We start from the raw sequence: 14,293 nt of genomic DNA, 5'->3' as shown, positions 1-14,293 counted from the left end.
CATGTCCCGTATCCTGCACCTAAACTGTGCGGGAGCGGGCCATGACCCTTGCCTTCCCTGCATTCTCTGCCGATAAGGTAGGCATGCTGTCGCAACGTACGCGTTATACCATCCGAGCCCTTCAGCATCTTGCGCGGCATTATGGTGAGGGGCCGATCCACCTGACCGATATCGCGACGGCGCAGAACATTCCCGGCAAGTTCCTGACCGTCATTCTTTCCGAGCTGTCGCGCGCGGGACTTGTCGCCACGATGCGCGGGCGCGACGGCGGCTATTGGCTCGCCCTGCCGCCCGTGGACATCCGCTATGGCGACATATTGCGCCTGACCAACGGCGCGCTGGCGCTGGTGCCCTGCGCGAGCCGCTATGCCCATGAGCATTGCAAAAACTGCGTGCCGGAAGAAGAATGCGAGCTGCGCCGCATCATGATAAAGGTGCGCGACGAGACCGCTGCGATCCTCGACCGGCTGACGCTTGCCGACCGGTTCGACGCGGGACCGGACGAAGCGGAGCCGGAGAGCGCGCTTGTCAGCCAATAGGCCGGAGGCATCTGGCGGCTGCCAGTGCGGCGCGGTGCGCTACCACGCAGTGCTCGATCCGCAGAGCGCGCATGTCTGCTACTGCCGCATGTGCCAGAAGGCGGCCGGTGGCCCCTTCGCAGCGCTGGTTCATGCGGACAACGCCACGCTCGTCTGGACGCGGGGTACACCCGGCGAGTTCATGAGTTCCGATCTGGCGGCGCGCGGCTTTTGCGCGGCCTGCGGCACACCGCTTTATTATCGCTGGCCAGACGCTCCTTATATCAACCTCACCATAGGATCGCTCGACGACCCGACGCTGGCCCTCCCCGCCCGTCAGTTCGGCCTGGAGGGACGCTGGCCGGGCATCGATCATCTGGGTGCGCTCCCTGACGACGGCACCACCGAGGAGAACATGGCGGACGAAGCGCCGCGCATCGCGGCAAGCAACCGCCAGCATCCTGACCATGATACGGCGGTGTGGTGATTTGTCGTTGAGGGGGCAGGTGATGCGATCGTGTCGCGCGCTGATAATGCTTGTCGGAATTGTAATGGCATCATGCGCTCCAGCAAAGGAGCGGTCTCGGCCGTCGTTGCTGCCTACCTTGTCAAGCATGGCTCCAGTTATCGCTTGTGTAGACGCGGCCCCTCAAGATGCAAAAGCCGCGCTGAGTGTCTGTTTAAATCAAGCGGGAATACCGTTTGATAAAGCTGAGATTGACCCCCAATCGCCCGCTGATTTCAAGCAACAGGTCATAATCGCCTGGTTGATGTTGGACAGGGATCCAAATCGACCACTAAAGCCAGCGTCGCTCACAAAAGCGATCGATTATGCACGGTGCATTGAACTCGCCGCCTATTCGGATGATGCATTTTCAAGTCGAACTCGCAATGGTGTGGCGGAAGCGCGGCAAAGGGCTGAATTAGCCTGCAAGGACCATCCTCTGTCGATAATAGGATTGAACCTGAATGACGCTCACTCATTGCCTGACATAAATGAAAGGCTGTTTGCGAATTCGATAGCAAACCTAGCTTTCACTTATGCGCTCAAAGCGAACGGTTGGTTTCCAAATGAGATGCGCCCTTGCATTCGCTATTTGGACGGGCGACCGCCATCACGGGGATGCGTGGGTAAGCCAGAATCACGCCCCCCGCCACCACCCACACGCCCCCCGCCGTCACCCAAGTGACTGTATGGGAAATCGACGTGCCATCGCCAATTGAACACATGTTGGGTGCGAACAAATGTTCGCCAGATCGGAATCACAACTTCTGAAAGGCGTGCCCATGACCCTCACTCTCCACGGCATTCCCAATTGCGACACAGTGAAGAAGGCGCGCACCTGGCTCGCCGACCACGGCATCGCCTATGACTTTCGCGACTATAAGAAGACGCCGCCGAGCGCTGCGGAATTGCAAGCCTGGGTGGACGAAGCGGGCTGGGAAGTTCTGCTCAATCGCACCGGGACCACTTTCAAGAAGCTGCCGGATGCGGACAAGACGGGCATCGACGCTGCAAAGGCGATTGCGCTGATGGCGGCTCACCCTTCCACGATTAAGCGTCCGGTGGTGACCGGGGCCGGCGCGCTGGTCGTCGGCTTCAAGCCCGAGAACTGGGACGCCCGATTCGGCTGAACGCCACAATTCGTCACACCGCCGCTCAAATCCTCTTTCACGCATTTCCGCCAATTGCGGCAAGTGCGCCATAATTGCTGCCATCATTTGGTCGCAATTCGCCCTCGCACAGGCTCAGACCTCTTGTCTATTTGAAAAGTAGAGATACATATCAAAGGCAAGGCACCGGCATCTCCCGGCGCCGAACAGGAGATCAGCGATGACGCAGCATCACGCTCCGGGCAGTGAACAGCCTCTCATCCTCACCGTTCCGGGCCTCGATAACAGCGGCCCCGCCCACTGGCAGAGCATCTGGGAAGCCGAGCGCACTGATACGATCCGCGCCGAGCTGGGCATGTGGGATCGCCCGCACCGCAATAGCTGGGTGACGAAACTCAACGAAGCGATCAGCCGTGCCGATCGGCCTGTGATCCTGGCTGCGCACAGCCTCGGCTGCCTTGCCGTCGCATGGTGGGCGGCGCTGGAAACCCAGCCCTTTGGTCAGCCGGTAGCAGGCGCGCTGCTCGTCGCACCGCCGGAAGTGGACGCCGCTGGCCCGGAGACCCGCATTGCCGCCTTCGGCCCCGCACCCAAGCTGCTGCTGCCCTTCCCCTCGGTCGTCATCGCCAGCAGCGATGATCCCTATATTTCCCTCGCCCGGGCCCATGGTCTGGCCAAATATTGGGGCAGCCACTTCGTCGAGGCCGGGGCACATGGTCATCTCAATGCCGAATCCGGACTTGGTCGCTTCGCGCTCGCCGAGGCCTGGCTGGAAACGCTCATTCAGCTGACGGGCTCACGCGGCGAGAGCACAGGCACGGCGACCGGCGCGGTTGCCCAGTTGCACGCCGGACAAAGCGTCAGAAGTGGTCAGGCCCTGTTCAGCTAGGATCGCCACAATAGGTATCTGGTTCCCCGGAGGCTCCCGGGGCGGACGGGTCGGGATGCGCTTGCGTGTCTCGGCCCGGTCAATTTTCCGCTCAGGGCGTGATGTCGAAGATCATGCCGTATGACAGGCGAGGCAGGATCGTCCGCATCGCGTCCGGCGCGATCGCCACGCATCCCTCAGTGGGGCGCGGCCGTCCATCATCCCCCAGATTATAGCTGTGAAAGAAGATGGCGCTGCCCATGCCCGGCACAGGCGGCGCATCATTGTGGCCAAGCACGATGATCGCGTCATAGGCGGCATCCTGGCGCCAGAGCCGCTCATGGCTGGTCGCGCGCGGCAGAGCCACCGGGCGATTATAGGCCGGGTCCGCCGGATCGTCCGACCAGCCATCGTCCGGTCGCAGCCAGCGCCAAGGAAGTGCGGCGGGGGGCACGAGGCCCGCCCGATCCGGCCGCAGCAGCGCGCCAATGATCGGCCAGCGCCCCAGCGGCGTGGCGCCGTCCCCTTCGCGCTTGTCCGCCGCCGGGATCAGCCCGCCCTTGCCGATCATGCAGGGCGTCGACCAGTTGCCCAGAACGAGTTGCCCAGCCCCGGCTGAAACGCGAATTTCCGCCTCGCTCAAAGCTGATGGCCCGTCCGGTCGCGCTTGGTCGCGAGGTAGCGCGCATTGTGCGGATTGGCAGGCAATTTCAGCGGCAGCCGCTCCACCACGTTGACGCCCGCCGCCTCGAGTCCGGCGACCTTCTGCGGATTGTTGGTGAGCAGGCGCACCTCGCCAATGCCGAGCAGCCCCAGCATCCGCGCCGCCACCCCGAAGTCGCGCGCATCGATCGCGAAGCCGAGCCGGGTGTTGGCATCCACCGTGTCGAAGCCCTGATCCTGCAGCTCATAGGCACGCAGCTTGTTGATGAGGCCGATGCCTCGCCCCTCCTGCCGCAGATAGAGCAGCACACCCCATTGCGCGTGCGCGATGGCATGAAGCGCCTCGTGCAATTGCGGTCCACAATCGCACTTGAGGCTGCCCAGCACATCGCCGGTTAGGCACTCGCTGTGCAGACGAACGACCGGCGGCGAGGAATCGCGCGCGCCGACGATCAGCGCAATATGCTCGCGCGGATCTTCCGGGCTGCGGAACGCGACGATCTCCGCATTCACGGCCGCATCGACCGGCAGGCGCGCTCGCGCGGCAATGGCGAGGCGAGTGGCGTCGGAATAGGCCGCAAGCTCGTCGAGCGTGACGACTGCTTCCACGGGCGACTCGGCATTGCCGAAGAAGAAGGCAGGCAGAATGCCCGCAATCCGCGCAAGATCGAGCGCAGCGGCGGCAACATCGGGCAAGGCTATGGGCAGAGCTTCGAACGGCCCTTTGAACGGGGTCGCAAGATCACTGACCGGATCAGCCAGCCCCATCGCTTCGGCCGGCGTGGCAAGCCAGGGTGCGCGGGCAATCAGGACGGGCTGCTCCGGCTCGGCGGCATCGCGCTGGTTCGCGAGTTTGAGCGTCGCCGCGCGGGAGCCTGCAATCAGGATCGGCGCCGTGCCTGCGGGATCGAACCGAGTCAGACTTTCGTCCGTCGCGCCTTCCACCGCCAGCAGCGCCATCGCGCCTTGCGAACCGGCGAGGCGCACCGGCCAGCCCCGGCGCAGCGCGTCCACCGCGCGCGCGGCGGCCTTGCCATCCATCAGATAGCGATTTCCGTGATGAGCGGCGCATGATCGGAGGGGCGCGCCCAGCTGCGGACGGGCTCGATCACCTGATGCGACACGGCCTTGTCGGCAATCGAAGGGCTGATCCACATATGGTCGAGGCGCCGGCCGCGATCGGACTTCGCCCAGTCGTGCGCGCGATAGCTCCACCAGGTGTAGAGCCGTTCCGGCGCCGGGTAGAAGCGGCGGCCAATATCCACCCAGCCATGGGACTTCTGCAGCCGGTCCATCAGCTTACACTCCACTGGCGTGTGGCTCACCACGTTGATGAGCTGCTTGTGGCTCCACACATCGCACTCCAGCGGCGCGACGTTGAAATCGCCGACCAGCAGCGTCGGCACATCAAGCTTGCTGGACCAGTCGATCATCCGCTCGAAGAAATCGAGCTTCTGGCCGAACTTGGCGTTGATCGTGCGGTCCGGCTCCTCGCCGCCTGCGGGCACATAGACATTCTCGATGCGCAGACCATTGTCGAGCCGCACGCCGACATGGCGTGCCTCGCCATTAGCCTGCCAGTCGAGCCGGTCGTCGTCGCGCATCGGCACCTTGGAGACGATGGCGACGCCATGGTGCATCGGCTGGCCGTGGAGGGCGTGATGATTGTAGCCCAGACGGCGAAAGAGCCCTTCGGGGAAAACCCCGTTGATGACCTTCGTCTCCTGCAGGCAGAGGATGTCCGGCTGATATTCGGTGAGGAAGCGCTCCACGATGTCGAGCCGGGCGCGGACGCTGTTGATATTCCAGGACGCGATCTTGAGCGTATTCGAGGGGGACTTATTGGACATGCGCCGTCCCTAGAACATCGCGGGAAAAATTGGGAACCGCTTTTTCCGAGAATCCGTTCCGAGCAAGGAAAACTGCGCCGAAGGCTGCAAAATCGGCGACTGTCAAAATTTTCGCGAGGCATGTCGATTCGCGCCGCGCTGCTTCGTCATGGTATCGAGGCCCATAATGGCCTTCACTCATCTAAGGAGTCGGACAATGCGTGTGATGGTTTTCGTGAAGGCGACGGAAGACAGCGAGCAGGGCATCATGCACCCGGAGTGGATGAGCGAAATGCTCGTGAAGATGGGCAAGTATAATGAGGAGCTGGTCGCGGCCGGCATCATGCTCGCGGGCGACGGACTGAAGCCCTCATCCCATGGCAAGCGCGTCGCCTTTGACGGGCCGGGCCGCACAGTGATCGACGGACCCTTTGCGGAAACCCGCGAGCTGGTCGCCGGCTACTGGATCTGGGAGGTCAAGGACATGGACGAAGCGGTCGCCTGGGTGAAGCGCTGTCCGAACCCCATGTACGGCCCCAGCGAGATTGAGATCCGGCCGTTCTACGAACTCTCCGACTTCGCAGAGCATATGACCCCGGAGGCCGAGCAGATTCACGCCAGCCTGGTGGAGAAGCTCTCGGATAACTGAGCCGGGTAGCGGCATGACAGCGGACGCGGCTCATCGGGCGATAGAGGCGGTTTTTCGCATCGAGCGGGCGAGGCTCATTGCCGGCCTTGCCCGCATGGTGCGCGATGTCGACCGCGCCGAGGAGCTGGCGCAGGACGCCCTGCTTGTCGCGCTGTCAGCCTGGCCCGACTCCGGCGTGCCGGATAATCCCGGTGCCTGGCTGATGGCGGTGGCCAAACGCCGCGCCATTGACGGCATCCGCCGCAACCGGATGCGCGAACGCAAGCATGGCGAGATCGCACGGGAGATCGACGGCGCGCAGGACGGCTCGATTGAGGAGGTGGAAGCCGCCATGGACGATGATCTTGGCGATGAACTGCTTGGACTCATGTTCGCCGCGTGCCACCCGGCCATCTCGGCCGACGCGCGCGCCGCGCTTACTTTGTGGCTGATCGGCGGACTGACGACTGACGAGATTGCCCGCGCCTTCCTCGCCGCCGAGCCGACCATCGCCCAACGCATCGTGCGGGCGAAGAAGGCGATCGGCAGTGCGGGCCTTGCCTTCGAAGTGCCGCGCGGCCGGGCTCTGGCCAGTCGACTGCCGTCCGTGCTGGAGGTCATCTACCTGATTTTCAACGAGGGCTATGCCGCGACGGCCGGAGACGATCTGATCCGCCCGGCCCTCTGCCTTGAGGCGCAGCGGCTGGGACGCATTCTGGCCGATCTGATGCCCGGCGAGCCCGAAGTGCTGGGGCTGCTCGCCCTCATGGAAATACACGCCTCCCGCTTTCCGGCGCGCACCGGGCCAAAAGGCGAGCTCGTCCCTCTGCCCGAGCAGGACCGCTCCCGTTGGGATCAGATGCTTATTCGCCGTGGCCTTGCCGGCCTCGCCCGGCTGGAGGCGCTCGATGGCGCCGATGGCCCTTACGCGCTGCAAGCGGCCATCGCGGCGTGCCACGCCCGCGCGATGAAGGCCGAACAGACCGATTGGCCGCGCATCGCCGCGCTCTATGATCGGCTGCGTTTGGTCATTCCATCGCCGGTGGTCGACCTTAATCGCGCGGTCGCGCACAGCATGGCCTATGGACCCGATGCGGGGCTCAGGCTGATCGACGAATTGGCAAATGCCGCGGCGCTCCGCAACTATGCCCCGCTCCCTGCTGCGCGGGGCGACTTCCTCTTTCGGGCCGGTCGTGTGCGGGAAGCGAAAGCGCAGTTCGAGATCGCCGCGAGCCTGACGCGCAACGAAATGGAAAAGGCGTTTCTGCTGGATCGGGCGGCGGAATGCCGGGAGCACTAGTAAGACGAACCCCGACTTTTCGTCATTATATGGGGCGAGCCTAAGCCCGCCCCAAAATACAATTCTTAGAAGCCGTCTACGGCCTTGCTGACCAGCACGTTCACCGCGACGCGGCGGTTCTGTGCCTTGCCTTCCGGCGTGCTATTATCCGCCAGCGGATCGGCCATGGCCATGCCGGTGGGCGTCAGCATGCGATAGGGCTTCCAGCCGCAGGCCTGCTGCAGATAGTTGACCACACGGGTGGCCCGCTTCTCGCTCAGCACCTGGTTGAACTCTTCCGGTCCAGTCGAGTCCGTATAGCCTACGACGAGCAGAAGCGCATTCTCCATGCCGTTGGCCGTGGCGGCCGCCGCGCAGAGATCCTGCTTGCCCTGCTCGGTGAGCTGATATTTGCCCGTGTCGAAGTTCACGTTGGTCGTGGCTTTGACGTTGTACTTGTCGATGTCGCCCATGCGGCCGCGCAGCGCTTCGGTAGCCGCGGTCTGCTCCTCGAAGCCCTGAGCGGTGCCCGTGCGGATCATGCTCGCGGTCTTGAGGTCACGCCCGGTGAAGCTGATCTTGCTGGCAATCAAGGTTCCTTCGGCCTGCACCGTCTTAACGGTGACCGGGAGACCGTTCAGCAGGGAATCCGCAGCGAGCTTGCGATTGTTGAACAGGCCGGACGCGGACCTGATCTCCGTGCCGTCATCGATCGTCACCGCAGTGCGCGTGCCATCGGCAGACGTCACCTGGATCTTGTTGTCCGAGCGAGCGGAGATAAAGCCTTTGATATCAGGCCCCTTTATGTTAGCTCCCGTTACCGTGACATCCGGGTTCGGACCTGCCTCGGCCTGCGCCAGCGCGGCGCCCGAGACGGGAAGCGCCAGCATCGCCAGCACGAGAAGATGTCGTGGCTGTTTGATACGCACCTGAATTGCTCCTTCAATTTGCACCACTGGTCGAGCCTGTTCGGAGAAACCTTTCTCCCAGATGAACAGCTTTATGCGACTCGCAGTTGTGCAGTCCATTTGACCGTGGCGCACGACGAACCGAAGCACGTGCCGTAATAAAACTATTCGGTAGATGGCTCACAGATCGCCTTTTGTACGGTCAAATAGTGCCTCAAAGATGACTTGGCGTGCAGCAAGGACTCGGATGATATCTTGTTCGCCAGTCCACGGGGATACTTGCATCAAGCGGAACTCAATGGGCTGTAACGATTTGATATTCGCTATTTTGTTCCGCCTGTCTGCGCAGGGGGGCGCATTTGCCAATATCCGGCTCTATTTCCCGCAGCATAGGAGGCCGAAGCAAGGCAAGCGCTTGCCGTTACTCGATTGCGAAGAGAATGGACTGCAGATGCGAAGACCCCCGCTCCGGGGGGCGTGGAACGGGGGTCTCTACCGCGCTCAAAAAAGGAAATTGGCGCTCAAAGTGATGAGGACAGGCCGGGCAACAGGGGGGAATCCCGAATACCTGTCCTTCATCACGATTTAAGACTTAACCCGGATCAGATGAGCCGCCGATGAACGGAAAATGTCAGAAAGGTGATCGTCGCCGGGAGAACTCATTTCACCGCACGGGTCGCGTGTTCGGTCTAGGGTCTCGCCAAGTGAATGACCGGTCGGGGATGTCCACGCCATAGGCAAGATCGGTAAGCCGCAGCGATGTGCGATTGCCCTGCGCGTCCTTGGCTACCCAGCCATAAAGCTCCAGCCCGCCCGGCGCAGACGCCTTGCGCGTGAAGACGAGATTGATGACGCCATATTCGGGATGGTCCGCATCGCGCACATCGACGGAGACGACGCGCGCGTCGCCGGTCTCCACCAGCTTGCCATAGCGCGAGAGATCGCGGCTCGGATCGAGCAGAGCGCCGAGCGGCGAATTGCGGATCGGCCAGCGCTGCTGCTGCCGCACATCATAGTCGATGAAATAGAGGGACTTGCCGTCAGAGATGATGAGCAGGCCATCGCCATCATATTGGAAGCGGATCTTGCCGGGCTGCTTGAGCAGCATCTGGCCCATCTGCACCTGACCGTTGCGGTCAGTCTGCGTGAAGCGCGCCTTGAGCGTCGTGATCGAGCGGATCGCGCGATTCACGGCCGCGAGATCATCCTGAGTGGGCGCCTGTGACTGCGCGGGCACCGGCGCCACCGCAGCCGCACCGAGCGGCAGCGCGAGGGCGAGAGCTAGGGAAAGCATGGGTCTGGTCATGACGCGCCTTTAGGTGGATTGCCTTGAATGTCGAGTGAACCCGACAAGGCAACGCGTCAACCGAACGCGAGATCCGAAGGAAGGGCGAACCGACGTAGACCGAGCTTAGGCGGTGTGGTCATTCTACTCACCTGACGAACACCAACCGAACAAAGGACATGACCATGCATGAGGAGATGAGAGCCACGGCCCTCGCCAGCCTCGCGGCGGCGCAGGAGGATAGCCTGCCCTTCCCGCAGATCGTTGGCATGCTGATCGACGCCGGTTTCGAGAGCTATGCCATCGATTTTCGCCGCGCGGCCGCGATCTACTACACGGCGGACGGGGACAGCGTCGAACTGCCGACGCACGAAGTGACGAACGCGGTCGCTCCCGAACTCGACCGGCACGCCCTGCAAAGCGCGATCCGCGAAGCGCAGCAGCAAGTGCCAGGCTACAGCTATCGAGGATTTTGCGAGAAGGCGGCATCGGCGGGCTGCGCCAGCTACATCGTCTCCTTCTCGGGGCGCCGCGCGGTCTATATCGCCCGCACCGGCGCGACTCATGTCGAGCCATTTCCCGACTGAGGCGGGACGAGCGGCAGCGCCGTAACCATCCCAGGACAATCGGCATTTGGCTGTCCGGAACGATCGGGCGACCGTTCCGGCGCGGAGTTTCACCGAAACATGGACCCTGAAACAAGTTCAGGGTGAGGCCTTTCCGTAGCCGAGATGTCGGATGTCGATCCGAGCTAAATGGGCTGGCCGTTCTCGTCGCGCAGCACCTCGCGCCGGCCGACATGGTTCGGCGCGCCGACAAGGCCCTCCTCCTCCATGCGCTCGATGAGGCGGGCGGCGCTGTTGTAGCCAATGCGCATCTGCCGCTGGAGCCAGCTGGTCGATGCCTTCTGGTTGACGAAGACGAGCTGACAGGCTTTGCGATAGAGCTTGTCGTCCGCGCTGTCGTCGCCCAGATCCACGCCATCCAAAGCAAAACTGCCGTCCTCCGGCTCCTCGGTGACGGCGGAGATATAATCCGGCTCGCCCTTGGAGCGCCAATGGTCGGCAATGGCGCGCACTTCGTCGTCCGAGACGAAGGGGCCGTGCACGCGCATAAGGCCCTTGCCGCTCGCCATATAGAGCATGTCGCCCTTGCCGAGCAGCTGCTCGGCGCCCTGCTCACCCAATATGGTGCGCGAGTCGATCTTGGACGTGACGAAGAAGCTGATGCGGGTCGGCAGGTTCGCCTTGATGACGCCGGTAATGACGTCCACCGAGGGGCGCTGCGTGGCGAGGATGAGGTGGATGCCCGCCGCGCGCGCCTTCTGCGCCAGCCGCTGGATGAGGAACTCGACTTCCTTGCCCGCCGTCATCATGAGGTCAGCGAGCTCGTCCACCACCACCACGATCTGCGGCAGCGGCTGGTAATCGAGCTTCTCTTCCTCGTAGATCGGCTTGCCGCTCTCGGGATCGTAGCCCACCTGCACCATGCGGCCGAGCGGCTTGCCCTTGGCCTTCGCGCCGCGCACCTTCTCGTTATAATTGGCGAGGTTGCGCACCCCGATCGCCGCCATCATCCGGTAGCGGTCCTCCATCTGCTCCACGGCCCATTTGAGCGCGCGGATCGCCTTGGCCGGCTCGGTGACGACCGGCGAGAGCAGATGCGGGATATTGTCGTAAATGCTGAGTTCCAGCATCTTCGGGTCGATCATGATGAGCCGCAGATCGTCCGGGGTCATCCGGTAGAGCAGCGACAGGATCATGCAGTTGAGGCCGACCGACTTGCCCGATCCGGTCGTGCCCGCGACCAGCAGATGCGGCATGGCGGCAAGATCGGCGATCACTGGCTCGCCGAAGATGTTCTTCCCCAGAATGATCGGCAGCGTCGACTTCTGCTCCGCGAAGGATGCGCTGGTGATGAGCTGGTGCAGCACCACGGACTCGCGGTTCACATTGGGCAGCTCGATGCCGATGACGGTGCGGCCGGGAATGGTCGCGACACGGGCGGAGAGCGCAGACATGTTGCGGGCAATGTCGTCCGCGAGCTGAATCACGCGGCTTGCCTTGATGCCGGGCGCGGGCTCCAGCTCGTACATCGTGACGACGGGGCCGGGGCGGACCTCTGTGATGTTGCCCTTCACGTTGAAGTCGTCGAGCACGCTTTCCAGCAGCCGCGCATTGCGCTCGAGGCCCGGCTTGTCGATCTTGATCTCGGCCGAGGCAGTGGGCGGCGAGAGGAGATCCGGCGAGGGCAGCGCATTATTGCCAAAGAGGTCGCTCTGCCCGGAGACGGGACCGAACGCCTTGGGCACCGCATTGCTGCTGGGCGCCTGAATGCTGATCGGCGGCCGCGTGGCCTGCTCGACCGCGCGGCGCGGCTCCTTCTCCCGGTCGGGCACCACCAGCGCCTCATCGTCCGGCTCGGAGGTTCCGCGCGCGAACGAAAAGCGCGGCAGGCGGAGGCCGGGAAGCTTCGGCAGGCCGGGCCGCACAAGATGGAACAACGGCTTTTCGAGCGCGAGGCTCTTTACCCACAGCCAGCTGCCCAGACCCAGCGCAAACAGCAGCAGTGCCCACTCGACCCACGGCCGGAACGCGGCGGAAATCGCGGCAGTGAGGCTGAGCGTGCCCTTGGCGGTGACGAGGCCAACGACCCCGCCCCAGCCGGCGGGCAGCGCCACCAGCGGCTCGGGCTGAAACAGCGAAAGCGCAATGCCGATAAGCGCAATGCCGACCACGCATTTGATCAGCTGGGCCTTCCACCCGTGCATATCCTGATCGCACCACAGGCGGCGGGCAGTGATGACCACGAGCGGCAAGGCGAGCGCCACGGGCACACCCAGGAACCAGAGCAGGATGTCCGCGCTCCACGCGCCCGCGCCGCCCATCAGGTTCGCCGCTTCGCCGCCCGCCACGGTGTTCATGGCGGGATCGCTTGGCCGATAGGTAAGCAGCGCGAGGAAAAGGAAGATCGCCAGCGCGTAAAGCCCCACCGCGCCCAACAGCGCAGCGATGCGCGTGAGGCTGCGGCGCAGCATGGCGCGCCACTCCGGTGTCCGGCTCCCCGGTGTGCGGTTGGCCGGTGCTCGGCTCGCCATGACGTTCTTTTCCTCGATTGTCCGGACGCGAGGCCCTTTTACGCGTGCAGAATCGCTCTTCGCGGAGTCGCAGTCAAGTCATCGGGTCAAGAGTCTGCAAGCGCCCGCAGCGCCGCGCCGTCCACACGATTGACGGTCCACTCGTCCATCGACCGCGCGCCGATCGACCGGTAGAAGTCGATCGCGGGCTCGTTCCAGTCCAGCACGGACCATTCGAGGCGCGCGCAGCCCCGCTCCACGGCCAGCTTCGCGAGATGGGCGAGCAGTGCTTTGCCCGCGCCCAGCCCGCGCGCTTGCGGCACCACGAAGAGATCCTCCAGATAGAGGCCGGGCTTCCCCTCGAAGGTCGAGAAGTTGTGGAAGAACAGCGCGAAGCCGACCGCCGCCCCCTCATGCTCGGCGATCAGCACTTCCGCCATTGGCCGCTCCCCAAAGAGATGCTGTGCCAGTTCCGCCTTGTCCGCCCGCGCCTCATCGGCCAGCCGCTCATAGTCGGCGAGCGCGGCGATGAAGCGGTGAATGAGATCGATGTCTTGCCTCGTCGCTGCTCTTATCGTCACGCTCATGCACTGGCCTCCGGATCAACGGCAGATATGGGGGCGGACACCGGCGATCCGCCGCGCGCTGCCCAGATGCACCCGGCAATGATGAACCCAGCGCCCAGCAGCGTCGCGGGCGTCACGCGCTCGCCGAAGGCCCACCAACCGAAGAGCGCGGCCCAGATGAAGGCGCTATACTCCACCGGCATCAGCACCTGCGCCTCCGCCCGCGCATAGGACCAGGCAAGCATCATGATCGACAGGATGGAAGTGAGCGCCGCGACGATCAGCGCGGGTATATGCGCACTGCTGGGCAGTTCGGCAAACCATGGCGCAGCCAGCCCGTAAAAGCTGAAGGCAATGATGTTGAAGAAGAAAGCGACCTCGACCGGCCCGGCCGCCTGGGACTGCCGGCGGGAGAGGACGAGGTTCAGCGCATAGAAGATCGCCGCAAGGAGAATGGCCAGCGCGCCGTGAAACGCTTCGGCGCCCCTCGCCGCCGCTGGCTGGCCGATCAGGATCGCAAGCACGCCGACGAACGCCAGCACTGATCCGCCGATCGCTCGCCGCGTCACGCGCTCCTTGAGGAACAAAGCGGCGAGGCCGAGACCGATCAGCGGCGCGATGAAGCTCAGCGCAATACCCTGCGCCATCGGCACGCGCACCAGCCCCCAGAAGAACAGCACGATGGAAATGGCGGCGGAAAGGCTGCGCGCGAGGTGCAGCAGCAGCACCGGACGCGCCGGTCGCCAGCGCCGCGCCTGCCCCAGAAACAGCGCTCCGGTCATCACTACGCCGATCGCCGTGCGCCAGAGCATCGCGTTGTACGCACCCAGCGCGATCGACAGCCCCTTCATCACGGTGTCCATCACTGAAAACACCATGATCGCCACGCACGCGACGACCACGGGCGCGGCGCGATGATGGGAAAGGCGGGCAAGACCGGACATGCCGCGCCTATCGGGCGGGAAGAGGGGCAAGTCCAGCGGGAGGTGTCGGCATTATCGCCGTCGGGACAGGCGATTCGAGCAGCGCTTTACACAGGCGGAACGTCGGATTTGTTGG

14 protein-coding genes and 1 pseudogene are annotated in these 14,293 nt (G+C 63.8%); 7 read left to right on the top strand and 8 right to left on the bottom strand.

Going from position 1 to position 14,293, the window contains the following annotated elements; translation table 11 throughout:
• Positions 1-83: 83 nt before the first annotated feature.
• From ACNAOH_RS10280 to ACNAOH_RS10265, 4 genes are all read left to right on the top strand, one after another.
• Entirely contained in the window at positions 84-539 is a 456-nt protein-coding gene (locus ACNAOH_RS10280; protein WP_443972107.1) for an RrF2 family transcriptional regulator, read from the top strand.
• A complete protein-coding gene (locus ACNAOH_RS10275) occupies positions 526-1,005 on the top strand; it encodes a GFA family protein (protein WP_443970083.1) in 480 nt (159 codons plus the stop codon). Before ACNAOH_RS10280 ends, ACNAOH_RS10275 begins: the two co-directional genes overlap by 14 nt.
• Positions 1,006-1,805: 800 nt before the next feature.
• On the top strand, positions 1,806-2,153 hold the full coding sequence (locus tag ACNAOH_RS10270) for an arsenate reductase (RefSeq protein WP_443970082.1): 348 nt from the start codon (positions 1,806-1,808) through the stop codon (positions 2,151-2,153).
• Between the two features lie 199 nt (positions 2,154-2,352).
• Positions 2,353-3,021, top strand: coding sequence for an RBBP9/YdeN family alpha/beta hydrolase (locus ACNAOH_RS10265; protein WP_443970081.1), 669 nt, complete (start codon positions 2,353-2,355; stop codon positions 3,019-3,021).
• A 91-nt stretch (positions 3,022-3,112) separates the two neighbouring features.
• On the opposite strand, the gene ACNAOH_RS10260 is transcribed toward ACNAOH_RS10265, so the two are convergent.
• The 3 genes from ACNAOH_RS10260 to ACNAOH_RS10250 are packed head-to-tail and all read right to left on the bottom strand — an operon-like array spanning position 3,113 to position 5,513.
• A complete protein-coding gene (locus ACNAOH_RS10260) occupies positions 3,113-3,643 on the bottom strand; it encodes a L,D-transpeptidase family protein (RefSeq protein ID WP_443970080.1) in 531 nt (176 codons plus the stop codon).
• A complete protein-coding gene (gene ribA / locus ACNAOH_RS10255) occupies positions 3,640-4,704 on the bottom strand; it encodes a GTP cyclohydrolase II (protein WP_443970079.1) in 1,065 nt (354 codons plus the stop codon). The genes ACNAOH_RS10260 and ribA overlap by 4 nt, the downstream gene beginning before the upstream one ends.
• Positions 4,704-5,513, bottom strand: coding sequence for an exodeoxyribonuclease III (locus ACNAOH_RS10250; protein WP_443970078.1), 810 nt, complete (start codon positions 5,511-5,513; stop codon positions 4,704-4,706). The genes ribA and ACNAOH_RS10250 overlap by 1 nt, the downstream gene beginning before the upstream one ends.
• Positions 5,514-5,709: 196 nt before the next feature.
• Between ACNAOH_RS10250 and ACNAOH_RS10245 the strand changes: the two are divergent.
• Together ACNAOH_RS10245 and ACNAOH_RS10240 are read left to right on the top strand one after the other, a co-directional pair.
• Positions 5,710-6,060, top strand: a pseudogene (locus ACNAOH_RS10245) (YciI family protein); the annotation flags it as partial.
• A gap of 94 nt (positions 6,061-6,154) precedes the next feature.
• Complete coding sequence (locus tag ACNAOH_RS10240) at positions 6,155-7,420, top strand: RNA polymerase sigma factor (RefSeq protein ID WP_443970077.1); 1,266 nt, start codon at positions 6,155-6,157, stop codon at positions 7,418-7,420.
• Positions 7,421-7,485: 65 nt separating this feature from the next.
• Here ACNAOH_RS10240 and ACNAOH_RS10235 read toward each other — a convergent pair whose 3' ends face one another.
• Positions 7,486-8,334, bottom strand: a complete 849-nt coding sequence (locus tag ACNAOH_RS10235) for an OmpA family protein (protein WP_443972106.1) — start codon at positions 8,332-8,334, stop codon at positions 7,486-7,488.
• A gap of 637 nt (positions 8,335-8,971) precedes the next feature.
• Complete coding sequence (locus ACNAOH_RS10230) at positions 8,972-9,613, bottom strand: LolA family protein (RefSeq protein WP_443970076.1); 642 nt, start codon at positions 9,611-9,613, stop codon at positions 8,972-8,974.
• Between the two features lie 164 nt (positions 9,614-9,777).
• Here ACNAOH_RS10230 and ACNAOH_RS10225 point away from each other — a divergent pair, with 164 nt between their 5' ends.
• The gene (locus tag ACNAOH_RS10225; protein ID WP_443970075.1) at positions 9,778-10,179 is read left to right on the top strand and encodes a DUF1398 domain-containing protein; all 402 of its coding nucleotides are present in this window, start codon (positions 9,778-9,780) and stop codon (positions 10,177-10,179) included.
• Between the two features lie 164 nt (positions 10,180-10,343).
• Here ACNAOH_RS10225 and ACNAOH_RS10220 read toward each other — a convergent pair whose 3' ends face one another.
• The 3 genes from ACNAOH_RS10220 to ACNAOH_RS10210 form a co-directional block, all read right to left on the bottom strand.
• Positions 10,344-12,689 (bottom strand): DNA translocase FtsK 4TM domain-containing protein, encoded by a 2,346-nt coding sequence (locus ACNAOH_RS10220; protein ID WP_443970074.1) that lies wholly within the window; start codon positions 12,687-12,689, stop codon positions 10,344-10,346.
• 86 nt (positions 12,690-12,775) lie between these two features.
• On the bottom strand, positions 12,776-13,255 hold the full coding sequence (locus ACNAOH_RS10215; RefSeq protein ID WP_443970073.1) for a GNAT family N-acetyltransferase: 480 nt from the start codon (positions 13,253-13,255) through the stop codon (positions 12,776-12,778).
• Positions 13,252-14,178 (bottom strand): DMT family transporter, encoded by a 927-nt coding sequence (locus ACNAOH_RS10210; RefSeq protein WP_443970072.1) that lies wholly within the window; start codon positions 14,176-14,178, stop codon positions 13,252-13,254. Before ACNAOH_RS10210 ends, ACNAOH_RS10215 begins: the two co-directional genes overlap by 4 nt.
• Positions 14,179-14,293 lie beyond the last annotated feature (115 nt).

It is taken from the genome of Sphingobium sp. CR28, from assembly GCF_052327305.1.
Classification (GTDB): Bacteria; Pseudomonadota; Alphaproteobacteria; order Sphingomonadales; family Sphingomonadaceae; genus Sphingobium.
This window is presented reverse-complemented; position numbering and strand designations above follow the sequence as displayed.